The sequence below is a fragment of the Parageobacillus toebii NBRC 107807 genome, assembly GCF_003688615.2.
Lineage (GTDB): Bacteria > Bacillota > Bacilli > Bacillales > Anoxybacillaceae > Parageobacillus_B > Parageobacillus_B toebii.
Genome location: NZ_CP049703.1, coordinates 1,031,244 through 1,055,038, shown reverse-complemented (window position 1 = coordinate 1,055,038; position 23,795 = coordinate 1,031,244). Strand labels below are relative to the sequence as shown.

Sequence of the window (23,795 nt, the reverse complement as noted above, 5' to 3'; positions counted from 1 at the left end):
CTCTACTCTACTAAAAAAGGGTAAATAAAAAAAGGGCATAGATCCAGTTCAAAACAAACTGTCTCGCCCTTGTTAGCCAACCGAATCGTTTTATACTAACTCGATAATCACCATTGGTGCCCCATCACCACGACGAGGACCAAGTTTCATAATACGAGTGTAACCGCCTTGGCGATCTTGGTAACGCGGTGCAATGTCGCTAAATAGCTTTTGAAGTGCATCTTGGCCTGTTTCGCTATTTGCTACTTCTTTACGGATAAATGCAGCAGCTTGACGGCGTGCATGCAAATCACCGCGTTTACCAAGCGTAATCATTTTTTCAACAACAGAACGCAATTCTTTTGCGCGCGCCTCTGTTGTTTCAATACGCTCATTAATGATTAAATCTGTTGCTAAATCACGAAGCAATGCTTTGCGTTGAGCGCTTGTACGTCCTAATTTTCTGTATGACATGAAGTGTCCCCTCCTTTTTAGCATTTTCACTACAAATCTCATTTCAGAAATGATACTTTATACGATCACGTCTATTTTTAGAAACGTAAGCGTTCATGTATCTAGTAACATGAAAATACTAGTTAAACAAACGTTAACTAGTCATCTTTACGCAAACTGAGACCGAGTTCAGCAAGCTTTGCTTTTACTTCTTCGAGAGATTTGCGACCGAGATTGCGCACTTTCATCATATCTTCTTCCGTTTTTTGCGTAAGCTCTTGAACGGTGTTAATACCAGCACGTTTTAAACAGTTGTAGGAACGAACAGAAAGATCAAGTTCTTCAATTGTCATTTCGAGCACTTTTTCTTTTTGATCTTCCTCTTTTTCTACCATGATTTCGGCATTTTGTGCTTCGTCTGTTAGGCTAACGAAAATATTTAAGTGCTCGGTCAAAATTTTTGCGCCGAGAGCAATCGCTTCTTTTGGTCCAATGCTCCCATCTGTCCACACATCTATCGTTAACTTATCATAGTCTGTCACTTGACCGACACGCGTATTTTCTACTTGATAAGAAACGCGTGAAACCGGTGTATAAATCGAATCGATAGGGATAACGCCTATTGGCTGATCCTCGCGTTTATTGGCCTCAGCTGGAACATACCCACGCCCTCGTTTTGCTGTCATTCTCATGCGTAAGCGCCCGCCTTCTGCTAACGTAGCAATATGAAGGTCCGGGTTTAAAATTTCTACATCGCTGTCGTGAGTAATATCAGCAGCTGTGACAACTCCTTCGCCCTGTGCATCAATTTCCAACGTTTTTTCTTCGTCAGAATAAATTTTCAACGCTAATTTTTTTATATTTAAAATAATTGCTGTCACATCTTCTACGACGCCATCAATCGTTGAGAACTCATGCAGCACACCATCTATTTGAACCGATGTCACAGCAGCACCAGGGAGTGAAGACAATAGGATACGACGTAAGGAGTTACCCAAAGTTGTACCATATCCACGCTCAAGCGGTTCGACAACGAATTTGCCATATTTGGCATCTTCGCTGATTTCAACCGTTTCGATTCTCGGTTTTTCAATTTCGATCATTAGTTATTATACCCTCCTTCAAAACGTCGAAACCCCGACCAAACGATAAACGCCTAATCGAAATTCCCCCATGAATAAGTTCCCAAATGTGCGAATGGCTGAGCAAAACTTCCCTGTAATTTAATACTTATCATATCCCATTATTGACAAGGATACAAATTCTATACAGGGGTATTACACACGGCGACGTTTTGGCGGACGGCATCCATTGTGCGGTATAGGAGTTACGTCTTTAATTGCTGTAATTTCTAATCCAGCTGCTTGTAATGCACGAATCGCTGCCTCACGACCAGCACCAGGGCCTTTTACATTTACTTCTACTGTTTTCATTCCATGTTCCATGGAGGCTTTTGCAGCTGCTTCTGCTGCCATTTGTGCCGCAAACGGCGTCGATTTACGAGAGCCTTTAAAACCTAATGCTCCAGCACTTGACCAAGCAATCGTGTTACCGTGAACGTCAGTAATTGTTACGATCGTATTGTTAAATGTTGAACGGATATGCGCAATACCAGTCTCAATATTTTTTCTTACACGGCGTTTGCGTGTATTTGTTTTACGTGCCATTCGTGGAATTACCTCCTTTGCTTAATTATTTTTTCTTGTTTGCTACTGTACGGCGTGGACCTTTACGTGTACGAGCATTGTTTTTCGTATTTTGACCGCGAACTGGCAAGCCGCGACGATGACGAATACCGCGATAGCATCCGATTTCGATTAAACGTTTGATATTTAGCGATACTTCGCGACGAAGATCTCCTTCTACTTTCAAACGACCAACGATTTCACGAATTCTTCCTAGTTCTTCTTCTGTCAAATCACGAACGCGTGTATCTTCGGAAACGCCAGCCTCCGCTAAGATTTTTTTAGCAGTAGATTTACCGATTCCGTAGATATATGTTAACGAAATGACTACACGTTTGTCACGAGGAATATCTACACCTGCAATACGTGCCATACTATACACCTCCTTAAAGATTACCCTTGTCTTTGTTTATGTTTTGGATTTTCGCAAATTACCATAACTTTGCCACGTCTACGAATAACTTTGCATTTTTCGCAAATAGGTTTTACAGATGGTCTTACTTTCATGTCCTTTAACCTCCTTATTGATGCGGAGTCCTTTATTTATAGCGGTACGTGATCCGACCGCGAGTCAAATCATACGGAGATAATTCTACCGTAACTTTATCTCCTGGTAAAATTCGAATGAAGTGCATGCGAATTTTGCCAGAAACGTGTGCCAATACCGTATGACCGTTTTCTAATTCCACACGGAACATGGCATTGGGCAATGTTTCGACAACGGTGCCTTCCACTTCAATTACATCGTCTTTAGCCATCGAACGGCTCTCCCTCCTTCGAATGAGTAACATAGTGTTAGGAAAAAACCGAACGCATACTATATCTATGAATTGCTACACGACCAGTCTCCATCATGATTATATTAGAGAGTTGTTAAAATTTCATAGCCATTTTCTGTAATGGCAATCGTATGCTCAAAATGAGCACACATCTTTCCATCTACTGTAACGACCGTCCAGTTATCGGCAAGTGTTTTAACATAACGGCTTCCCGCATTTACCATCGGTTCAATACATAGCGTCATTCCTGGTTTCAAACGTGGCCCTTTATTTGGCGGACCATAATGCGGTATTTGTGGGTCTTCATGTAAGTTTTGACCAATTCCGTGCCCAACATACTCGCGAACAATCGAAAAATGATGGGATTCGACGTACGTTTGTATAGCATGGGAAATATTGGACAAACGGGCACCTGGTTTTGCTTCTTCTAATCCTATATATAAGGATTTTTCCGTTACTTCAAGAAGTTTTTTCGTTTCTTCCGCAATTTCCCCAACAGGATACGTCCATGCAGAGTCGGCATGATAACCATTATATTGGGCCCCGACATCAATGCTAATAATATCGCCTTCTTTTAACACCCGGTCACCAGGAATACCGTGAACGAGTTCTTCATTTACCGAAGCGCAAATGCTGCCAGGGAATCCGTTGTATCCTTTAAACGAAGGAATTGCCCCATGTTTCCGTATAACTGCTTCAGCAATCGCATCCAACTCTTTTGTCGTAATTCCAGGACGAATATGTTTTTCTAACTCCTGGCGAGTCAAAGCAACAATTTTTCCTGCCTCACGCATGATTTCAATTTCACGCGGAGTTTTGCAAATAATCATTATTGTAATCCCCCAAGAAGTTCACGAATGTCCGCAAATACTTTTTCAATGTCCTGTTGTCCGTTAATGTGGCGTAAATACCCTTTCTTTTCATAAAACTCAAGCAATGGCTGCGTTTGTTTTATATTGACTTCGAGACGGTTTGCCACCGTTTCCTCATTGTCATCTGCACGTTGGTACAGTTCACCGCCACATTTGTCACAAACACCAGACTTTGCTGGTGGGTTAAACACGAGGTGGTACGTTGCACCACAGTTTTTACAAATTCTTCTTCCAGTTAACCGCTCCATTAAAATATCTTTGTCGACTTGAATATGGATGACATAGTCGATCGAACGATTTAATTCCGCTAGAATGTTTTCTAATGCTTCCGCTTGAGCAACGGTCCGCGGAAACCCATCTAGCAAAAACCCTTTTTGGCAGTCATCTTTGCTTAAACGCTCGCGAACGATCCCAATCGTCACTTCATCAGGAACTAGATCGCCGCGGTCCATATACTCTTTCGCTTGCAGTCCTAATGGCGTCCCTTCTTTAATGGCAGCACGAAACATGTCGCCAGTCGAAATATGCGGAATCCCATATGTTTCAACGATTTTCTCCGCTTGAGTACCTTTCCCAGCGCCCGGCAATCCCATTAGTACTAAATTCATCCTCGCTCCCCCTCAGCTCTATAGAGGTTAGGGTACCCCTGACCTCTTTATTTAATAAAACCACGATAGTGACGTTTTACAAGCTGACTTTCAAGTTGTTTCATTGTCTCAAGCGCAACACCGACAACAATGAGCAAACTTGTTCCACCGATTTGAGCGGAAGGCGGCAATTTAGCAAATTCCACAAAGAAAACAGGAAGAATTGCAATAGCCGCTAAAAATAGCGAACCGACGAAAGTAAGCCGGTAAAGAATTTTCGTTACATATTCCTGTGTATTCTTTCCTGGACGTATTCCTGGGATGTAACCACCTTGTTTTTTCAGGTTGTCCGCCATCTGTTCCGGATTGACTTGGACAAATGCATAGAAATACGTAAACGCAATAATTAATAGAACATAAATAACCATGCCAACTGGATGTGTATAATCGAATGTTTTCCGAATCCACAATGTTACATCATTCGAACCAAAAAACGATGCAATTGTTGGTGGAGCAACAAGAAACGACACAGCAAAAATAACTGGAATCACTCCCGCTGGATTTACTTTCAGCGGCAAGTGAGTAGAATGCCCGCCAACTGGGCTGCGTCCTTCCAGTCGTTTTGCATATTGAATCGGAATTTTCCGGAATGCTTGTTGAATGTAAATAGCGCCAACGATAACAACAACTACCGCTAACGCAACAAGCAGAAGCTTAACAATTCGTAAGAACAAATCTTCGCCGACGTTTTCAAATTGTTGAGCATAAATTTGGTTTAACACGGCAGGGATACCGGAGACAATCCCGGCAAAAATAATGATCGAAATGCCGTTTCCAACACCTTTAGCAGTAATTTGTTCTCCAAGCCACATTAGAAATGCAGTTCCGGCTGTTAACACCGTTGCAATTAACAGGTATGTTGGTATTCCAGGATTTTTAATGAGCGCTCCTGAAGCCAAGTTATTAAAACCGTATGACATTCCGAGCGCCTGAATAAAACCTAAAACGACCGTAAAATAGCGGGTAAACTGAGCTAATTTACGTCGTCCAACCTCACCTTGCTTTGACCACTCCGTAAATTTAGGAACAACATCCATCTGCAAAAGCTGCACGATGATGGATGCTGTAATATACGGCATGACGCCCATCGCAAAAATGGAAAAGTTTTGTAATGCCCCGCCGCCGAATATGTTCAGAACACCGAAAGCGTTCATTTGGTCTTGCACTTTTAATACATCCGCATTCACATTCGGCACAGGAATAAACGTCCCAATTCGGAACACAACGAGCATGAGAAGAGTAAAAATAATTTTTTTTCTTATATCACCGACGCGCATAAAGTTGGAGATTGTCCGAAACATTAAATCACCTCAGTTTTACCGCCAGCAGCTTCAATCGCTTCTTTCGCAGAAGCAGAGAATTTATGAGCTTTTACCGTTAACTTTTTCTCGATTTGGCCTTTTCCTAAAATTTTCACACCTGATTTTAATTTGCTGATTACGCCAGTTTCAAGCAGCAATTCAGGCGTTACTTCTGTACCGTCTTCAAAGCGATTTAACTTATCAAGGTTGACGATCGCATATTCTTTGCGATTAATGTTGGTAAAACCGCGTTTTGGAAGACGACGGAATAAAGGAGTTTGACCACCTTCAAAACCGAGGCGTACCCCACCGCCAGAGCGTGCATTTTGACCTTTTTGACCTCTACCAGACGTTTTACCTTTACCAGAACCGATACCACGGCCCACGCGAGTGCGTTCTTTGCGGGAACCTGGTGCTGGTTGTAATTCATGAAGTTTCATCGCGAAGCACCTCCTTATGATCATTATTCTTCAATTTCTTTTACTTTGACAAGGTGAGCGACTTTGTTAATCATCCCGCGAATCGCAGGATTATCATTATGAACGACGGTTTGGTGCATTTTGCGTAAACCTAACGTTTTCACTGTGATCCGTTGATCTTCTGGACGACCGATGACGCTGCGAGTGAGGGTAATCTCCAATTTTTTTGCCATTGTATTTCCCTCCTTATCCTAACAGTTCCTCAACTGTTTTACCGCGCAATCTCGCTACATCTTCTGCACGTTTTAATTGTTTTAACCCGTCAACAGTAGCGCGCACCATGTTAATTGGCGTATTCGAACCGATAGATTTAGATAAAATGTCGCTAATACCCGCTAACTCTAGTACAGCACGAGCAGGACCACCAGCGATAACCCCTGTACCTTCGGATGCAGGTTTCAAAATGATTTTCCCTGCTCCAAAATGACCGATCACTTCGTGAGGAATCGTTGTTCCAACAATCGGTATTTCAATTAAATTTTTCTTCGCATCTTCAATCGCTTTGCGGATCGCATCAGGAACTTCTTGTGCTTTTCCTGTACCAAAACCGACATGACCGTTTTTATCGCCGACCACCACTAATGCGGAAAAGCGTAAACGACGTCCACCTTTTACTACCTTTGCAACACGGTTCACCGCTACTACGCGCTCTTCAAGTTCAAGTTTATTTGGATCGATACGACGCATCATTGTCCCTCCTTTATAATTAGAATTCTAAGCCAGCTTCGCGAGCAGCATCAGCAAGTGCTTTTACACGTCCATGATATAAATATCCGCCGCGGTCGAAAACGACCTTTTTAATTCCTTTTTCTAACGCACGTTTTGCGACTAATTCGCCAACTTTTTTTGCTGCTTCGATATTTCCAGTCGATTCTAAGTCAAATTCTTTATCTAATGTAGAAGCGCTGACAATCGTTACTGCTTTCATATCATCAATAATTTGCGCATAAATGTGTTTATTAGAACGGAACACATTTAAGCGTGGACGTTCAGCAGTTCCAAATATTTTTTTGCGAACGCGCGCATGTCTTTTTTTACGAACTGCGTTACGGTCAACTTTTGTGATCATTTATGTCACTCCTTTCATTTCGCTAAGCTGCATTATTTGCCAGTTTTACCTTCTTTAAGACGTACGACTTCGCCTTCGTAGCGAATACCTTTGCCTTTATATGGTTCAGGTGGACGCACAGCGCGAATATTCGCTGCAAGTTCGCCGACACGTTGTTTGTCTGCACCTTTTACAACGATTTTTGTTTGTGAAGGAACTTCAATTTCTAATCCTTCTTCCGGTTCAATTTCTACTGGATGAGAAAAACCGACGTTCAGTACAAGTTTTTTACCTTGTTTCGCCGCACGATAACCGACACCGACTAATTCAAGCGTTTTTTCGTAACCTTTTGATACACCTTCAACCATGTTTGCAAGCAAACTGCGAGTCGTACCATGAAGAGCACGATGGCGTTTTTCGTCGCTCGGACGAGTAACAGTGATTACATTATCTTCTACTTTAATTGTCATATCTGGATGAAAAGTGCGAGTCAATTCGCCTTTTGGTCCTTTCACTGTAACGGTATTGCCGTTAACCGTTACTGTTACACCAGACGGAATTTCAATTGGCTTTTTACCAACACGTGACATGCATAAACACCTCCATTCTTAGCAAAATGAATTACCATACGTATGCGATTACTTCGCCGCCAGTTCCTTTTTGACGTGCTTCTTTATCTGTTAAAATGCCTTGAGATGTAGAAAGGATCGCAATCCCTAAACCGTTCAATACGCGAGGCACTTCATGGGCTTTAACATAAACGCGCAAACCAGGTTTGCTGATGCGTTTCAAACCGGTAATTACACGTTCGTTATTTGGGCCGTATTTTAAGAAAATACGAAGAATGCCTTGCTTATTATCTTCAATGTATTCAACATCACGAATAAATCCTTCGCGTTTTAAAATTTCCGCGATTTCACGTTTCATTTTCGAAGCAGGCACTTCGAGCTTCTCGTGACGTACCATATTCGCATTACGAATGCGAGTGAGCATATCTGCAATTGGATCTGTCATCACCATATGTTTTACCTCCTTCCCAATTCATGGGTTTATTACCAGCTTGCTTTTTTAATGCCTGGAAGTTGACCTTTGTATGCTAATTCACGGAAACAAATACGGCAAAGTTTAAATTTGCGATAAACCGAATGCGGACGACCGCAGCGTTCGCAACGGGTGTACGCTCTTACTTTAAACTTTGGCGTACGTTTTTGTTTCGCGATCATTGATTTTTTAGCCACGATTTCGCCTCCCTTATTTTACAGATGGGATTCATTATTTTTGGAATGGCATACCGAGTAATGTTAATAGTTCACGAGCCTCTTCGTCCGTTTTCGCTGTAGTAACAATAACGATATCCATACCGCGAACTTTATTTACTTTATCGTAATCAATTTCAGGGAAAATTAATTGTTCTTTAATTCCTAACGTATAGTTACCGCGACCATCAAACGACTTTTTCGATACTCCACGGAAATCACGAACACGCGGAAGAGATACAGAAATAAGTTTGTCTAAGAAATCATACATGCGTTCTCCACGCAATGTCACTTTCGCACCGATTGGCATTCCAGCGCGAAGACGGAATCCAGCGATTGATTTTTTCGCACGAGTTACAACCGGTTTTTGACCAGCGATTAATGTTAATTCTTCTACAGCACTATCAAGTGCTTTTGGATTTTGTACCGCATCACCAACACCCATGTTGATGACGATTTTTTCGATTTTTGGAACTTGCATTATAGATTTATAGTTGAACTTGCTCATTAAAGCAGGAGTCACTTCTTTTAAATACTTCTCTTTCAGGCGGTTCATAAGAGTACCTCCTTTCTGACATCACAATTATTTATCTAAAATCTCACCAGATCTTTTTGCATAACGTACTTTTTTGCCATCTACAATCTTATATCCAATACGTGTTGGAAGTCCCGTTTTTGGATCTAAAGGCATTACTTTAGATACGTGAATTGGTGCCTCTTTTGTGATAATGCCGCCTTGTGGATTTGCTTGAGATGGTTTTGCGTGTTTTTTAACGATATTGACACCTTCAACAATCACACGGTTTTTCTTAGGGAATGCAGCAAGGATCACGCCTTGTTTTCCTTTATCTTTGCCGGAGATTACTTGTACTTTATCACCTTTTTTTACATGCATCGCAGTTCGCACCTCCTTAAAAGGCTTTTCCTGTCCGTTAAATTACTTCTGGAGCTAAAGAAATGATTTTCATAAAGTCTTTGTCACGTAATTCACGTGCAACAGGTCCGAAAATACGTGTGCCACGCGGGCTTTTATCATCACGAATAATGACGCAAGCATTTTCATCAAAGCGGATATAAGAACCGTCAGAGCGACGAACACCACGTTTCGTACGAACAACTACCGCTTTCACTACTTGACCTTTTTTAACAACGCCACCTGGTGTCGCTTCTTTAACTGTCGCAACGACCACATCGCCAATGTTTGCGTAGCGGCGACCAGAACCGCCTAATACTTTAATGACAAGCACTTCACGTGCGCCTGAGTTATCAGCTACTTTTAAACGAGATTCTTGTTGAATCATTGACGAAACCTCCTTTCGGAATTATATCACGATCCGAACATAGATAATGATTAAACGATAACTGCTTTTTCAACGATTTCTACTAAACGGAAACGCTTCGTTGCAGAAAGCGGACGAGTCTCCATAATTTTTACGATATCGCCGACTTTTGCGATGTTGTTTTCATCATGCGCTTTATATTTTTTTGAATATTTCACGCGTTTGCCGTAAAGCGGATGTTTTTTGTATGTTTCAACAAGAACAGTAATGGTTTTATCCATTTTGTCGGATACAACGCGGCCTACGTACACTTTGCGTTGATTGCGCTCACTCATGTCGCAAACCTCCTCTCAAACGGTTATTTTTTTGCGTTCGCAGCAATCTCTCTTTCGCGGATAATCGTTTTCATGCGTGCAATATCTTTACGCACTTGGCGGATGCGTGCTGTGTTTTCTAATTGCCCTGTTGCCAATTGGAAGCGAAGGTTGAATAATTCTTCTTTTAACGCTTTAATTTTTTGTTCGATTTCGGCAGTGGTAAGTTCACGAATTTCTTTAGCTTTCATTTGCTTCACCACCAATTTCTTCACGTTTTACAAACTTGCATTTGATCGGAAGTTTGTGAGAAGCAAGACGCAATGCTTCACGTGCTACTTCCTCAGAAACACCGCCAACTTCAAACATTACTTTACCTGGTTTTACAACAGCTACCCAACCTTCAGGAGCACCTTTACCGGAACCCATCCGTACTTCCAATGGTTTTGCTGTATATGGTTTAGAAGGGAAAATTTTAATCCAAACTTTACCGCCACGTTTCATATAACGAGTCATCGCACGACGAGCAGCCTCGATTTGTCGGTTTGTGATCCAAGCAGATTCTAGCGCTTGCAATCCGTATTCACCGAAATGTACTTCCGTACCGCCTTTTGCGCGCCCTTTCATGCGTCCGCGATGTTCACGACGATATTTTACGCGTTTTGGCATTAACATGATTATTTTCCTCCTTCCTCAGTTTTCTTTTTTGTCGGAAGGACCTCTCCACGATAAATCCATACTTTTACACCAAGTTTTCCGTATGTTGTATCCGCTTCTGCAGTTGCATAATCGATGTCAGCGCGAAGCGTGTGGAGTGGAACAGTTCCTTCACTGTAATGTTCAGAACGTGCGATATCCGCACCGCCAAGACGACCGGATACCATCGTTTTAATCCCTTTTGCTCCTGCGCGCATTGCACGTTGAATCGCTTGTTTTTGCGCACGACGGAACGAAACGCGGTTTTCAAGTTGGCGTGCAATGTTTTCGGCAACTAGTTTCGCATCTAAATCTGGCTTTTTGATTTCAACGATGTTAATGTGAACACGTTTGCCAGTTAATTGCGTTAATGCCTTGCGAAGCGCCTCTACTTCTGAACCACCTTTTCCGATCACCATGCCTGGTTTCGCTGTGTGAATCGTAATGTTAACGCGGTTTGCTGCACGTTCAATTTCAATGCGAGATACTGCAGCGTCTTGCAAACGTTTATTAATATACTCACGGATTTTTAGATCCTCATGTAAAAGGTCCGCATAATCTTTTTCAGCGTACCATCTAGAGTCCCAGTCACGAATAATGCCGATGCGGAGACCGACCGGATTCACCTTTTGACCCACTGATTATCCCTCCTTCTTTTCTGAAACAACGATGGTGATATGGCTTGTGCGTTTATTAATTGCGCTAGCACGACCCATTGCGCGCGGACGGAAACGTTTCAATGTTGGTCCTTCGTCAACGTATGCTTCCGTAATCACTAATTTGTTGACATCCATATCGTAGTTATGTTCAGCGTTTGCTACTGCAGATTTTAAAACTTTTTCAATAATCGGAGAAGCAGCTTTTGGTGTGTGGCGAAGAATTGCGACTGCCTCACCAACTTCTTTTCCTCGAATTAAGTCAATCACTAAACGTGCCTTACGAGGAGCAATACGGACTGTTCGTGCAACAGCTTTAGCTTGCATGTGTTGAACCTCCTCTCATTAACGTTTTGTTTTCTTATCGTCGCCAGCGTGTCCTCTGAACGTACGTGTTGGTGCGAACTCGCCAAGTTTATGTCCTACCATATCTTCTGTGATATAAACCGGTACGTGTTTGCGTCCATCGTATACGGCGATCGTGTGACCAACAAATTGTGGGAAAATAGTGGAACGACGAGACCATGTTTTAATCACTTGTTTTTGTCCTGTTTCATTTAATTTTTCGATTTTTTTCATTAAATGCTCATCACAGAATGGACCTTTTTTTAAGCTGCGACCCATAAATGAACCTCCCTTCGTGATTGCTCTACGGTTCTTAAGAACCGTAGTTCAACCCCGTTATTTTTTACGACGACGTATAATGAATTTATCCGATTTGTTTTTCTTTTTGCGTGTTTTAAAGCCAAGTGTTGGTTTACCCCAAGGAGTCATTGGAGATTTGCGTCCGATTGGTGCTTTACCTTCACCACCACCGTGTGGGTGATCAACAGGGTTCATAACCGAACCGCGAACTGTCGGGCGAATACCTAACCAACGAGCGCGACCTGCCTTACCGATCTTCACAAGCTCATGCTGCTCATTGCCTACTTCCCCAACTGTTGCACGGCAAGCACCTAAAATCATGCGGACCTCGCCAGATGCAAGACGAACAATAACGTATTTTCCTTCTTTACCAAGCACTTGCGCAGATGTACCAGCAGCGCGGACCAATTGTCCACCTTTTCCTGGTTTTAGTTCGATATTGTGCACAAACGTACCAACTGGAATATTTTCAAGCGGCAATGCGTTACCCACTTTAATATCTGCATCTGGTCCAGACATAATTTCCATGCCTACTTTTAGGTTTTTCGGCGCAATGATATAACGTTTTTCACCATCTGCATAGTGAATTAACGCAATGTTTGCAGAACGGTTTGGATCATACTCGATTGTAGCAACGCGTCCTGGAATTCCATCTTTATCACGTTTAAAGTCAATAATACGATATTGACGTTTATGACCGCCACCTTGATGACGTACCGTAATTTTTCCTTGGTTGTTGCGGCCAGCTTTTTTCTTTAATGGCGCAAGCAACGATTTTTCCGGCTGATCTGTTGTGATTTCTGAGAAGTCAAGAACTGTCATACCACGACGACCATTTGACGTCGGTTTATATTTTTTAATCGCCATGTTTGTTTCCCTCCTTCGCTTTTAAACTATACTTCGAACAATTCGATATCCTTGCTGTCTGGCGTTAACGTTACAATCGCTTTGCGGCGACGGTTTGTATAACCGCTGTAACGACCAACGCGTTTGAATTTTCCTTTATAGTTCATGATGTTTACTTTTTCTACTTTAACACCAAAAATTTTCTCTACTGCTTCTTTCACTTCTGTTTTATTCGCTTTTACATCTACTTCAAACGTATATTTTTTTTGAGCCGTTAAATTCATCGTGTTTTCCGTGATGATGGGGCGCTTAATAATATCACGAGGATCTTTCATTATGCAAGCACCTCCTCTACTTTCTCCACGGCCGCTTTCGTGATTACAAGTTTATCATGATTTAATACATCAAGAACGTTAATGCCGTTTGCTGTAACCACGGTAACGCCAGGAATATTGCGTGCAGATAATGTGACATTTTCGTTCACATCATCAGTTACAATTAACGCTTTGCGATCAACAGAAAGGTTATTTAAGATTTTCACCATTTCTTTTGTTTTTGGAGCTTCTAATGTTAAGTTATCTAAAACAACAATGTTGTTTTCAAGAACTTTAGAAGATAACGCTGACTTAATTGCTAAGCGACGAACTTTTTTCGGCAACTTATAGCTGTAGCTGCGCGGAACAGGACCAAATACCGTACCACCACCACGCCATTGTGGAGCGCGAATAGAACCTTGACGAGCACGTCCTGTACCTTTTTGACGCCATGGTTTGCGGCCGCCGCCACTTACTTCAGCGCGATTTTTTGTTTTGTGCGTTCCTTGACGCAAAGAAGCACGTTGCATAACAACCGCTTCAAATAACACATGTTTATTTGGCTCAATGCCAAATACGGAATCGTTCAGTTCGATTTCTCCGATTGTTTCTCCGCTCTGGTTATACAATGCTACTTTTGGCATTGGATAGTTCCTCCTTTCCTAGCAAAGTATTATTTTGCTTTTGCTTTCACTGCGCTTTTAACGATGACTAATCCTTTTCTTGGACCAGGTACGTTTCCTTTAATAAGAAGAAGGTTGCGTTCTGGATCCACTTTGACAATTTTCAAGTTTTGGATGGTTACACGTTGGCCACCCATGCGACCTGGCAATTCTTTTGATTTAAATACACGGTTTGGAGCAATCGCACCCATTGAACCAGGACGACGATGATAGCGAGAACCGTGTGCCATTGGCCCGCGAGATTGTCCATGACGTTTGATTGCGCCTTGGAATCCTTTCCCTTTTGAAATTCCAGTAACATCAACAATATCGCCTTCAGCGAAAATATCTACTTTGACTTCCTGACCAACTTCATATTCATCAATATTTGCGCCGCGAATTTCACGGATGAAGCGCTTAGGTGCAGTATTCGCTTTCGCAGCATGACCGATTTGCGGTTTATTGGCGCGTTTTTCGCTTATATCTTCAAAACCTAATTGAATCGCTTCGTAACCGTCTTTTTCAATTGTTTTCTTTTGCAATACCACGTTTGGAGTCGCTTCGATGACGGTTACAGGAATTAAGTCGCCGTTTTCCGCGAATACTTGCGTCATACCAATTTTTCTCCCTAAGATTCCCTTGGTCATTCGTCACACCTCCTGCTAAATTAAAGTTTAATTTCAATATCAACACCAGACGGTAAGTCAAGACGCATTAATGAATCTACCGTTTGTGGAGTAGGATTTACGATATCGATCAAACGTTTATGTGTACGCATTTCGAATTGTTCACGAGAGTCTTTATACTTGTGAACAGCACGCAAAATCGTATAAACAGTTCTTTCCGTTGGCAACGGAATTGGACCAGACACTTTTGCCCCGGAACGTTTCGCTGTTTCTACGATTTTCTCAGCAGATTGATCAAGAATTCGATGATCGTAAGCTTTTAAACGGATACGAATTTTTTCCTTTGCCATTGTTTTCCCTCCTTCTTCGCCTATTTTGAAAATAGACATTCTCCATGGAAATTTCCTGCACACTCGCCATGGCAAAGCGACCGGGTGTGTCAGCAACCTTCCACTTCATCGCAGTCAAAGACCAACATTTGATATTATACAGATATGTAAACGAGATTGCAAGCAATTTCTTTGTTTTTCTACACACTTATTATATTATACATAGCTAATGAGCATTTTCAACTTGTCAAAAAATTGCGCAAATGAAATAAAAGCAGGTTTGCGTTTGCAAACCTGCTTTTTAGTAGGGCTGTTATTATTCAATAATTTCAGATACAGAACCAGCGCCTACTGTACGTCCGCCTTCACGGATCGAGAATTTTGTACCTTCTTCGATCGCGATTGGCGCGATTAATTCTACAGTCATTTCAACGTTGTCACCAGGCATAACCATTTCCACGCCTTCTGGAAGCGTGATGATACCTGTAACGTCTGTTGTACGGAAGTAGAATTGTGGACGGTAGTTAGAGAAGAATGGAGTATGACGTCCACCTTCTTCTTTTGTTAAAACGTAAACTTGTGCTTTAAATTTTGTATGTGGTGTGATAGAGCCTGGTTTTGCCAATACTTGACCGCGTTCTACTTCATCACGAGATACCCCGCGAAGAAGCGCACCGATGTTGTCACCAGCTTCTGCTTGGTCAAGAAGTTTACGGAACATTTCTACACCAGTAACCGTTGTAGATTTTGGCTCGTCAGCAAGACCAACGATTTCTACAGCGTCACCAACTTTTAACGTACCGCGTTCAACACGGCCAGTTGCAACTGTACCGCGACCAGTGATCGAGAATACGTCTTCGATTGGCATCATAAATGGTTTGTCAATTTCGCGTTGTGGAGTTGGAATGTATTCATCAACTGCATTCATAAGTTCAATAATTTTTTCTTCCCATTGTGGATCGCCTTCAAGTGCTTTTAACGCAGAACCTTTGATAACAGGTACTTCGTCGCCAGGGAAGTCATATTCAGATAATAGATCGCGAACTTCCATTTCAACTAGTTCTAGCAATTCTTCGTCGTCTACCATATCGCATTTGTTCAAGAATACAACGATGTATGGTACGCCTACTTGGCGAGAAAGAAGAATGTGTTCGCGAGTTTGTGGCATTGGACCGTCAGCTGCAGACACAACAAGAATTGCGCCATCCATTTGCGCTGCACCTGTGATCATGTTTTTCACGTAGTCAGCGTGACCAGGGCAGTCAACGTGAGCGTAGTGGCGTTTATCAGTTTCATACTCAACGTGTGCAGTAGAGATTGTGATACCGCGTTCACGTTCTTCTGGAGCAGCATCGATTTGGTCGTATGCTCTAGCTTGTGCTTTACCTTGTTTTGCAAGAACTGTTGTAATTGCAGCAGTTAACGTAGTTTTACCATGGTCAACGTGGCCGATAGTACCAATATTGACGTGTGGTTTCGTACGTTCGAATTTCTCTTTAGCCATTATAGTATCCTCCTTAAGATTAGAATAATTAATTTTTAAATTAAAAATTAAATTTATAATTATAGAATGCCCGGGAGCAAACACTTGTCATATTTGCTCCCAAGTCTTACATAAGTATTTATAGCGAAACTGCAGACAGAAATCAATTATTCACCCTTATTTTTTTTGATGATTTCATCTGCAATGTTTTTCGGAACTTCTTCATAATGGTCAAATACCATCGTGAATGTTCCACGTCCTTGTGTGTTAGAGCGTAGCGAAGTAGCGTATCCAAACATTTCCGCTAGTGGAACCATCGCGCGAACGACTTGCGCGTTGCCGCGAGCTTCCATACCTTCTACGCGTCCTCGACGAGAAGTGATATCACCCATAATATCGCCAAGATATTCTTCAGGGATCACTACTTCGACTTTCATGATTGGCTCAAGCAACACAGGATCACATTTTGCAGCAGCATTTTTCAACGCTAACGAAGCTGCGATTTTGAACGCCATTTCGCTGGAGTCGACATCATGGTATGAACCATCAAATAGTTTCGCTTTAATGTCGACAACTGGGTATCCAGCAAGAACGCCATTTTGCATCGCTTCTTCAAGACCAGCTTGGACTGCTGGAACATATTCTTTCGGAACAACCCCACCGACAATCGCGTTTTCGAATTCGAATCCTTTTCCGCGTTCGTTTGGCGAAAATTCGATCCAAACGTGACCGTATTGACCGCGACCACCAGATTGGCGGATAAATTTCCCTTCGACTTGCGCCGATTTACGGAATGTTTCGCGGTAAGCAACTTGTGGCGCGCCAACGTTTGCTTCCACTTTGAATTCACGGCGCATACGGTCAACGATGATGTCTAGGTGGAGCTCACCCATACCAGAAATGATCGTTTGGCCAGTTTCCGGATCTGTATGAGCGCGGAATGTCGGGTCTTCTTCTTGTAATTTTTGCAATGCTTGACCCATTTTATCTTGGTCCGCTTTTGATTTTGGCTCGATCGCCACCGAAATAACTGGTTCTGGGAACTGCATTGATTCTAGTATAACAAGGTTCTTTTCATCACATAGAGTATCCCCTGTTGTTGTATCTTTTAAACCTACAGCTGCCGCGATGTCACCGGCATATACTTTCGAAATTTCCTGACGGTGGTTCGCATGCATTTGTAGGAGACGACCGATACGTTCACGTTTGCGTTTTGTCGAGTTCATGACATATGAACCAGAATCTAGTGTACCAGAGTACACACGGAAGAACGTTAACTTACCAACGTAAGGGTCAGTCATAACTTTAAACGCTAACGCTGCGAATGGAGCGTCATCGTCTGCTTCACGAACTACTTCTTCTTCTGTATCCGGAACGATCCCTTTAATTGGAGGGATGTCCACAGGAGAAGGAAGATAGTCTACAACTCCGTCAAGCAATAACTGAACCCCTTTGTTTTTAAATGCAGAACCGCAAAATACAGGGAAGAATTCCACGCTAATCGTCGCTTTACGAATCGCAGCTTTCAATTCTTCTTTTGTAATTTCTTCCCCTTCTAAATATTTCATCATAAGCTCTTCATCTAATTCCGCAACTGCTTCAATGAGCTTGTTGCGATATTCTTCCGCCATATCGCGGTAATCTTCTGGAATTTCAATGCGCTCAATATTTTTGCCAAGCTCATCATGATAATGGTACGCGCACATTTCCACAAGGTCAATAATGCCGGAGAATTGGTCCTCCGCGCCGATTGGCAATTGCACAGGATGCGCGTTTGCATGCAAGCGGTCATGAAGCGTTTTTACGGAATACAAAAAGTCCGCGCCAATTTTATCCATTTTGTTAACGAATACGATACGTGGAACCCCGTATGTAGTCGCTTGGCGCCATACTGTTTCTGTTTGCGGTTCTACACCAGATTGCGCGTCAAGAACAGTGATCGCACCGTCAAGTACACGAAGAGAACGTTCAACTTCTACCGTAAAGTCTACGTGCCCTGGTGTATCGATGATATTGATGCGATGCCCTTTCCATTGTGCTGTTGTCGCAGCAGATGTAATCGTAATCCCACGCTCTTGTTCTTGTTCCATCCAGTCCATTTGGGAAGCACCTTCATGAGTTTCCCCAATTTTATGAATACGGCCAGTATAGAACAAGATGCGCTCTGTTGTTGTCGTCTTACCGGCGTCAATATGCGCCATAATCCCAATGTTTCGAGTGTTTTCTAAGGAGAACTCTCTTGCCATGGTGGTTATTTTCTCCTTCCTTCAAATAAGTATCATGTGATATTCGCTAATACAAAATCATAATAATAAATAATATAGGAATATAGGTGAATTGGCGGCAAGTTTCCCGGCCACCATCACCTATTCTCCCTTGTAGATTATCAATAAAGAACCGTAATTACCAACGATAATGTGCAAACGCTTTGTTTGCTTCTGCCATTTTGTGTGTATCTTCGCGTTTTTTCACAGCTGCGCCAGTGTTGTTTGCAGCGTCCATAATTTCATTCGCAAGACGCTCTTCCATCGTTCTTTCACCGCGGAGACGAGCATACTGCACTAACCAGCGAAGACCTAATGTAACGCGACGATCTGGGCGAACCTCAACAGGAACTTGATAGTTTGCACCACCAACACGGCGTGCACGAACTTCAAGAACAGGCATTACGTTTTTCAACGCTTGCTCAAATACTTCCATTGGATCTTTACCCGTACGCTCGCGAATAATATCAAATGCCGTATAAAGAATTTTTTGCGCTTTTCCTTTTTTACCGTCAATCATAATTTTATTGATAAGACGGGTCACTAGTTTTGAATTGTAAATTGGATCTGGTAGTACGTCTCGTTTTGGAACTGGACCTCTACGTGGCATATTTTTTCCTCCTTTCAACCAAAAATCCTATTTCATATTATTTTTTCGATTCTTTTGGTTTTTTCGCGCCGTATTTTGAACGACCTTGCATACGGTTCGCTACACCTGCTGTATCTAGGGCACCACGAATAATGTGATAACGCACCCCTGGCAAGTCTTTTACACGTCCGCCGCGAATTAACACGACACTGTGTTCTTGCAAGTTATGACCGATACCAGGGATATAAGCCGTTACCTCAATACCGTTCGTTAAACGAACACGCGCGTATTTACGAAGCGCAGAGTTTGGCTTTTTCGGAGTCATCGTGCCAACACGTGTACAAACACCGCGTTTTTGCGGAGAAGGCACGTTTGTTTGTATTTTTTTGAAGCTGTTGTACCCTTTATTTAATGCAGGCGATTTTGATTTTACCACTTTTTTCTCGCGACCTTTGCGAACTAGTTGGTTAATTGTAGGCATATTAAATTTCCTCCCTTCACATACAAACTCAAGCCCACATATCCAGGCGGTTCATTATTTATGCAAAAACAAAGTTTTTGTAGTAAAAACCACAAAAACGGTTTTTAACGAATGATCGCTACAGCAGCTGCTCCTACTTGAATTTTGCATGCTTTCCCAAGTTTCTTCATGGAATCCACTTTCGCAACTGGAACGTTTGCTTCTTTTGCCGCTTCCATCACTTTATCGATAATGGATGGATCAGCATCTTCCGCAACGATAACTTCCAGCGCCTTTCCTTCTTTCAGAGCTCTTACTGTTTGCTTTGTTCCTACAACAATTTTTCCAGCCTGCAATACTTTTTCATAAGACATGTAACATATCCTCCAAAGTACCAGGTTTTCGGAACACCTTTATTAGACTATCATTTTCATAAGACATTGTCAACTATATTTTTAAACAATTTGCTACCAGCAAAGGAATCGTCCTTTGCTGGTAACAACCAATTATTTAGAAGTAACCGCGTCCTCATTTGCTTCTTTCTTAATTACCGGTTTTACTTTACGATAGCGCGCCATTCCAGTTCCTGCTGGAACAAGCTTGCCGATAATAACATTTTCTTTTAAGCCGAGCAACTCATCCCGTTTTCCTTTGATCGCCGCATCGGTTAAAACGCGTGTCGTTTCTTGGAACGATGCCGCTGATAAGAACGAATCAGTTTCTAGCGATGCTTTTGTAATACCAAGCAATACTGGGCGAGCCGTTGCTGGACGTTTTCCTTCAAGAAGCGCTTTTTCGTTCACGTCCGTAAATTGATGGACATCTAATAACGTTCCAGGCAGGACGTCTGTATCCCCCGCGTCAATGACGCGCACTTTACGAAGCATTTGACGAACCATTACTTCGATATGTTTATCGCTAATTTCTACCCCTTGCATTCTATATACCTTTTGTACTTCACGCAATAAATATTCTTGAACGGACGTAACATCCCTTACTTTTAATAATTGTTTTGGATCAATGGATCCTTCGGTAAGTTCTTGACCACGCTCTACTTGTTGTCCTTCCTCTACTTTTAATCTTGCGTTATAAGGAGCAATGTAAGAGCGTGTCTCGACCTCGCCTTTTACGACAATTTCATATTGACGATCACGCGTTTGGTTAATCGAAGTGACGATTCCGTCAATTTCTGAAATAACCGCTTGCCCTTTCGGATTACGTGCTTCAAACAGCTCTTGAACACGCGGCAAACCTTGGGTAATATCGTCGCCGGCAACACCGCCTGTGTGGAACGTACGCATCGTTAACTGCGTACCCGGTTCACCGATCGATTGTGCAGCGATAATACCGACCGCTTCGCCAACTTCCACATCCGCACCTGTCGCCAAGTTACGACCGTAACATTTTTTACATACACCGTGTCTTGTATTACATGTAAAGGCAGAGCGGATCCATACTTCTTTAATGCCTGCTTTAATAATCGCGTTCGCAATATCTTCGGTGATCATTTCGTCTTTGCGAACGAGTATTTCGCCTGTTTCCGGATGTTTCACCGTTTTTTGCGCATAGCGACCGACAAGACGCTCTTCTAGTTTGACAATGACTTCTGCACCGTCCGTTAATGCTCTTGCAAGAATACCACGGTCCGTACCGCAATCCTCTTCACGAACAATGACATCTTGCGCCACATCGACAAGACGTCTTGTGAGATAACCGGAGTCTGCTGTTTTTAGTGCTGTATCAGCAAGCCCTTTACGCGCTCCGTGTGTAGAAATAAAGTATTCCAATACCGTTAATCCTTCACGGAACGAAGATTTGATCGGCAATTCGATGATGCGTCCCGCTGGGTTTGCCATGAGACCGCGCATTCCGGCAAGCTGCGTAAAGTTTGATGCGTTACCGCGAGCTCCAGAATCGCTCATCATAAAGATTGGGTTGCGTTTATCGAGCGATTTCATCAGTCTGTCTTGAATTTTGTCTTTCGCTTCGCTCCAAATCGAAATGACACGTTCATAGCGCTCTTCGTCAGTAATTAAACCGCGTCGGAATTGTTTTAAGACCGTGTCGACTTTTGCTTGTGCTTCTTCAAGAATTTCTTGTTTTTCCGGTAATACGACAATGTCGGCAACCCCAATCGTAATGCCGGCTTTTGTTGAATATTGGAACCCTAAATCTTTCATGCGGTCAAGCATCTTCGATGTTTCTGTAATTTTGAACCGCTTAAATACCTCAGCGATAATTTGTCCGAGCACTTTTTTCTTAAACGGTGGAACAAGTTCGCGCTTGCGAATTTCTTCTTTTACATTTGCACCTTTATCGAGGAAGTATTTATCCGGTGTCCGCCCTTCGATATTTTCAGTTGTCGGCTCGTTAATATAAGGGAATGAGTTTGGTAAAATTTCGTTGAAAATAAGTTTTCCAACTGTCGTAATAAGCAGTTTGTTATTTTGCTCTTCCGTAAACGTTTCATTTTTCAATGAACCGGCATGAACGGCGATTCGTGAATGTAAATGGACATAACCATTATGATACGCAAGCAACGCCTCATCCGTATCTTTAAATACCATTCCTTCACCGATTGCTCCTTCACGTTCCATCGTTAAATAATAGTTACCTAAAACCATGTCTTGCGAAGGAGTAACAACTGGTTTTCCGTCTTTCGGGTTCAAAATATTTTGCGCGGCCAGCATGAGCAATCGTGCTTCTGCCTGAGCTTCCGCGGATAGCGGAACGTGCACGGCCATTTGGTCTCCGTCAAAGTCAGCGTTATATGCTGTACATACAAGCGGATGCAAGCGAATCGCGCGACCTTCAACAAGCGTTGGCTCAAACGCTTGAATACCCAATCGGTGAAGAGTTGGGGCACGGTTAAGTAATACCGGATGCTCTTTAATCACATCTTCTAACACATCCCATACTTCCGGATGGACGCGCTCAATTTTCCGTTTTGCGCTCTTAATGTTGTGCGCTAATCCACGTTCGACAAGCTCTTTCATCACAAACGGTTTAAAGAGCTCAAGCGCCATTTCCTTCGGCAAGCCGCATTGATACATTTTCAAGTTCGGACCGACGACAATAACCGAACGGCCTGAATAGTCTACACGCTTACCAAGCAAGTTTTGACGGAAACGACCTTGTTTCCCTTTTAACATATGAGAGAGCGATTTTAGCGGACGGTTCCCAGGTCCTGTTACCGGACGGCCCCGTCGGCCGTTATCGATTAATGCATCGACCGCTTCTTGAAGCATCCGTTTTTCGTTTTGCACAATAATGTTTGGTGCGCCGAGATCCAACAAGCGTTTCAAACGATTGTTTCGGTTAATCACGCGGCGGTACAAATCGTTCAAGTCCGATGTCGCAAAGCGTCCACCGTCTAATTGCACCATCGGCCGCAATTCAGGAGGAATAACAGGAAGCACATCAAGCACCATCCAAGCAGGATCGTTTCCTGAATTCCGGAACGCCTCTAACACTTCCAACCGCTTAATAATGCGGGCGCGTCGCTGCCCCTGTGCTGTTTTTAACTCCTCTTTTAACGTTGCCACTTCTTTTTCTAAGTCGATATCTTGAAGAAGTTTTTTAATTGCCTCTGCACCCATGGAGGCTTGGAACGATTGCCCGTATTTTTCACGATACGCACGATATTCTTTTTCGGAAAGCAATTGTTTTTTCTCCAGTGGCGTATCACCTGGATCAGTCACAACGTATGAAGCGAAATAAATCACTTCCTCTAACGCACGTGGCGACATGTCCAAAACGAGTCCCATACGGCTTGGGATTCCTTTGAAATACCAAATATGTGAAACAGGAGCTGCTAGTTCAATATGACCCATCCGTTCACGACGGACTTTCGAGCGAGTCACTTCGACACCGCAACGGTCGCAGACAACACCTTTATAACGTACGCGCTTATATTTTCCACAATGACATTCCCAATCTTTTGTTGGTCCGAAAATACGCTCACAAAATAATCCGTCTTTTTCTGGTTTCAATGTACGATAGTTAATGGTTTCTGGTTTTTTTACTTCACCGTACGACCAAGAACGGATTTTCTCCGGTGAAGCGAGCCCGATTTTCATGTACTCAAATTTATTTACATCTAGCAAGGGGTATACCTCCCTCTTTATCACTC

The 23,795-nt window shown here is 42.6% G+C and carries 36 protein-coding genes; all 36 read right to left on the bottom strand.

The window, feature by feature from the left end:
- Positions 1 to 90: 90 nt before the first annotated feature.
- Complete coding sequence (gene rplQ / locus DER53_RS05440; protein ID WP_012748904.1) at positions 91 to 453, bottom strand: 50S ribosomal protein L17; 363 nt, start codon at positions 451 to 453, stop codon at positions 91 to 93.
- A 137-nt stretch (positions 454 to 590) separates the two neighbouring features.
- Positions 591 to 1,535, bottom strand: a complete 945-nt coding sequence (locus DER53_RS05435) for a DNA-directed RNA polymerase subunit alpha (RefSeq protein ID WP_012748903.1) — start codon at positions 1,533 to 1,535, stop codon at positions 591 to 593.
- 174 nt (positions 1,536 to 1,709) lie between these two features.
- On the bottom strand, positions 1,710 to 2,099 hold the full coding sequence (gene rpsK, locus DER53_RS05430; protein ID WP_003247621.1) for a 30S ribosomal protein S11: 390 nt from the start codon (positions 2,097 to 2,099) through the stop codon (positions 1,710 to 1,712).
- Between the two features lie 25 nt (positions 2,100 to 2,124).
- Complete coding sequence (rpsM, locus tag DER53_RS05425; RefSeq protein ID WP_012748902.1) at positions 2,125 to 2,490, bottom strand: 30S ribosomal protein S13; 366 nt, start codon at positions 2,488 to 2,490, stop codon at positions 2,125 to 2,127.
- A gap of 20 nt (positions 2,491 to 2,510) precedes the next feature.
- A complete protein-coding gene (gene rpmJ / locus DER53_RS05420) occupies positions 2,511 to 2,624 on the bottom strand; it encodes a 50S ribosomal protein L36 (protein WP_003247619.1) in 114 nt (37 codons plus the stop codon).
- 32 nt (positions 2,625 to 2,656) lie between these two features.
- Entirely contained in the window at positions 2,657 to 2,875 is a 219-nt protein-coding gene (infA, locus tag DER53_RS05415; protein ID WP_003247618.1) for a translation initiation factor IF-1, read from the bottom strand.
- A 104-nt stretch (positions 2,876 to 2,979) separates the two neighbouring features.
- The gene (gene map, locus DER53_RS05410) at positions 2,980 to 3,726 is read right to left on the bottom strand and encodes a type I methionyl aminopeptidase (RefSeq protein WP_012748901.1); all 747 of its coding nucleotides are present in this window, start codon (positions 3,724 to 3,726) and stop codon (positions 2,980 to 2,982) included.
- Complete coding sequence (locus DER53_RS05405; RefSeq protein WP_012748900.1) at positions 3,726 to 4,376, bottom strand: adenylate kinase; 651 nt, start codon at positions 4,374 to 4,376, stop codon at positions 3,726 to 3,728. The genes map and DER53_RS05405 overlap by 1 nt, the downstream gene beginning before the upstream one ends.
- A 47-nt stretch (positions 4,377 to 4,423) precedes the next feature.
- Entirely contained in the window at positions 4,424 to 5,716 is a 1,293-nt protein-coding gene (gene secY, locus DER53_RS05400; RefSeq protein ID WP_062756057.1) for a preprotein translocase subunit SecY, read from the bottom strand.
- Positions 5,716 to 6,156, bottom strand: coding sequence for a 50S ribosomal protein L15 (gene rplO / locus DER53_RS05395; RefSeq protein WP_012748898.1), 441 nt, complete (start codon positions 6,154 to 6,156; stop codon positions 5,716 to 5,718). Before rplO ends, secY begins: the two co-directional genes overlap by 1 nt.
- A gap of 23 nt (positions 6,157 to 6,179) precedes the next feature.
- Positions 6,180 to 6,368 (bottom strand): 50S ribosomal protein L30, encoded by a 189-nt coding sequence (gene rpmD / locus DER53_RS05390; protein ID WP_012748897.1) that lies wholly within the window; start codon positions 6,366 to 6,368, stop codon positions 6,180 to 6,182.
- A gap of 13 nt (positions 6,369 to 6,381) precedes the next feature.
- Positions 6,382 to 6,882: a 30S ribosomal protein S5 gene (gene rpsE, locus DER53_RS05385; RefSeq protein WP_062756059.1), complete on the bottom strand. Its 501-nt coding sequence runs from the start codon at positions 6,880 to 6,882 to the stop codon at positions 6,382 to 6,384.
- Positions 6,883 to 6,901: 19 nt separating this feature from the next.
- Positions 6,902 to 7,264: a 50S ribosomal protein L18 gene (rplR, locus tag DER53_RS05380; RefSeq protein ID WP_012748895.1), complete on the bottom strand. Its 363-nt coding sequence runs from the start codon at positions 7,262 to 7,264 to the stop codon at positions 6,902 to 6,904.
- Positions 7,265 to 7,296: 32 nt separating this feature from the next.
- The gene (gene rplF, locus DER53_RS05375) at positions 7,297 to 7,833 is read right to left on the bottom strand and encodes a 50S ribosomal protein L6 (RefSeq protein WP_012748894.1); all 537 of its coding nucleotides are present in this window, start codon (positions 7,831 to 7,833) and stop codon (positions 7,297 to 7,299) included.
- A 31-nt stretch (positions 7,834 to 7,864) separates the two neighbouring features.
- Positions 7,865 to 8,263, bottom strand: coding sequence for a 30S ribosomal protein S8 (gene rpsH, locus DER53_RS05370; protein ID WP_012748893.1), 399 nt, complete (start codon positions 8,261 to 8,263; stop codon positions 7,865 to 7,867).
- Positions 8,264 to 8,295: 32 nt separating this feature from the next.
- Positions 8,296 to 8,481 (bottom strand): type Z 30S ribosomal protein S14, encoded by a 186-nt coding sequence (locus DER53_RS05365; protein ID WP_003247599.1) that lies wholly within the window; start codon positions 8,479 to 8,481, stop codon positions 8,296 to 8,298.
- Between the two features lie 34 nt (positions 8,482 to 8,515).
- Positions 8,516 to 9,055, bottom strand: coding sequence for a 50S ribosomal protein L5 (gene rplE, locus DER53_RS05360; RefSeq protein ID WP_012748892.1), 540 nt, complete (start codon positions 9,053 to 9,055; stop codon positions 8,516 to 8,518).
- 27 nt (positions 9,056 to 9,082) lie between these two features.
- A complete protein-coding gene (rplX, locus tag DER53_RS05355) occupies positions 9,083 to 9,394 on the bottom strand; it encodes a 50S ribosomal protein L24 (RefSeq protein WP_012748891.1) in 312 nt (103 codons plus the stop codon).
- Between the two features lie 37 nt (positions 9,395 to 9,431).
- Entirely contained in the window at positions 9,432 to 9,800 is a 369-nt protein-coding gene (gene rplN / locus DER53_RS05350) for a 50S ribosomal protein L14 (protein ID WP_003247583.1), read from the bottom strand.
- A gap of 50 nt (positions 9,801 to 9,850) precedes the next feature.
- The gene (rpsQ, locus tag DER53_RS05345) at positions 9,851 to 10,114 is read right to left on the bottom strand and encodes a 30S ribosomal protein S17 (RefSeq protein ID WP_003247581.1); all 264 of its coding nucleotides are present in this window, start codon (positions 10,112 to 10,114) and stop codon (positions 9,851 to 9,853) included.
- Positions 10,115 to 10,137: 23 nt separating this feature from the next.
- On the bottom strand, positions 10,138 to 10,344 hold the full coding sequence (rpmC, locus tag DER53_RS05340) for a 50S ribosomal protein L29 (RefSeq protein ID WP_003247579.1): 207 nt from the start codon (positions 10,342 to 10,344) through the stop codon (positions 10,138 to 10,140).
- On the bottom strand, positions 10,334 to 10,768 hold the full coding sequence (gene rplP / locus DER53_RS05335) for a 50S ribosomal protein L16 (RefSeq protein ID WP_012748890.1): 435 nt from the start codon (positions 10,766 to 10,768) through the stop codon (positions 10,334 to 10,336). Before rplP ends, rpmC begins: the two co-directional genes overlap by 11 nt.
- Before the next feature lie 2 nt (positions 10,769 to 10,770).
- Entirely contained in the window at positions 10,771 to 11,427 is a 657-nt protein-coding gene (gene rpsC / locus DER53_RS05330; RefSeq protein ID WP_012748889.1) for a 30S ribosomal protein S3, read from the bottom strand.
- Positions 11,428 to 11,430: 3 nt separating this feature from the next.
- Positions 11,431 to 11,772: a 50S ribosomal protein L22 gene (gene rplV / locus DER53_RS05325; RefSeq protein ID WP_012748888.1), complete on the bottom strand. Its 342-nt coding sequence runs from the start codon at positions 11,770 to 11,772 to the stop codon at positions 11,431 to 11,433.
- 18 nt (positions 11,773 to 11,790) lie between these two features.
- On the bottom strand, positions 11,791 to 12,069 hold the full coding sequence (gene rpsS / locus DER53_RS05320; RefSeq protein ID WP_003247570.1) for a 30S ribosomal protein S19: 279 nt from the start codon (positions 12,067 to 12,069) through the stop codon (positions 11,791 to 11,793).
- 57 nt (positions 12,070 to 12,126) lie between these two features.
- Positions 12,127 to 12,957, bottom strand: coding sequence for a 50S ribosomal protein L2 (gene rplB / locus DER53_RS05315; RefSeq protein ID WP_062677092.1), 831 nt, complete (start codon positions 12,955 to 12,957; stop codon positions 12,127 to 12,129).
- Positions 12,958 to 12,983: 26 nt separating this feature from the next.
- Positions 12,984 to 13,271 carry a 50S ribosomal protein L23 gene (gene rplW, locus DER53_RS05310; protein ID WP_012748886.1) on the bottom strand — a complete coding sequence of 96 codons (288 nt, stop codon included), beginning with the start codon at positions 13,269 to 13,271 and terminating at the stop codon, positions 12,984 to 12,986.
- Positions 13,271 to 13,894: a 50S ribosomal protein L4 gene (rplD, locus tag DER53_RS05305; protein WP_062756061.1), complete on the bottom strand. Its 624-nt coding sequence runs from the start codon at positions 13,892 to 13,894 to the stop codon at positions 13,271 to 13,273. The genes rplW and rplD overlap by 1 nt, the downstream gene beginning before the upstream one ends.
- Before the next feature lie 29 nt (positions 13,895 to 13,923).
- A complete protein-coding gene (rplC, locus tag DER53_RS05300) occupies positions 13,924 to 14,559 on the bottom strand; it encodes a 50S ribosomal protein L3 (RefSeq protein ID WP_012748884.1) in 636 nt (211 codons plus the stop codon).
- A 20-nt stretch (positions 14,560 to 14,579) separates the two neighbouring features.
- Positions 14,580 to 14,888, bottom strand: coding sequence for a 30S ribosomal protein S10 (gene rpsJ, locus DER53_RS05295; RefSeq protein ID WP_003247558.1), 309 nt, complete (start codon positions 14,886 to 14,888; stop codon positions 14,580 to 14,582).
- 295 nt (positions 14,889 to 15,183) lie between these two features.
- On the bottom strand, positions 15,184 to 16,371 hold the full coding sequence (tuf, locus tag DER53_RS05290; RefSeq protein WP_062756063.1) for an elongation factor Tu: 1,188 nt from the start codon (positions 16,369 to 16,371) through the stop codon (positions 15,184 to 15,186).
- Between the two features lie 146 nt (positions 16,372 to 16,517).
- Complete coding sequence (gene fusA, locus DER53_RS05285) at positions 16,518 to 18,596, bottom strand: elongation factor G (protein WP_062756065.1); 2,079 nt, start codon at positions 18,594 to 18,596, stop codon at positions 16,518 to 16,520.
- A gap of 157 nt (positions 18,597 to 18,753) precedes the next feature.
- Entirely contained in the window at positions 18,754 to 19,224 is a 471-nt protein-coding gene (rpsG, locus tag DER53_RS05280; protein ID WP_012748881.1) for a 30S ribosomal protein S7, read from the bottom strand.
- Between the two features lie 37 nt (positions 19,225 to 19,261).
- Positions 19,262 to 19,684, bottom strand: a complete 423-nt coding sequence (gene rpsL / locus DER53_RS05275) for a 30S ribosomal protein S12 (protein ID WP_062677087.1) — start codon at positions 19,682 to 19,684, stop codon at positions 19,262 to 19,264.
- 104 nt (positions 19,685 to 19,788) lie between these two features.
- Positions 19,789 to 20,037: a 50S ribosomal protein L7ae-like protein gene (locus DER53_RS05270; protein ID WP_062677086.1), complete on the bottom strand. Its 249-nt coding sequence runs from the start codon at positions 20,035 to 20,037 to the stop codon at positions 19,789 to 19,791.
- A 132-nt stretch (positions 20,038 to 20,169) separates the two neighbouring features.
- Positions 20,170 to 23,769, bottom strand: coding sequence for a DNA-directed RNA polymerase subunit beta' (rpoC, locus tag DER53_RS05265; RefSeq protein ID WP_062677085.1), 3,600 nt, complete (start codon positions 23,767 to 23,769; stop codon positions 20,170 to 20,172).
- Positions 23,770 to 23,795 lie beyond the last annotated feature (26 nt).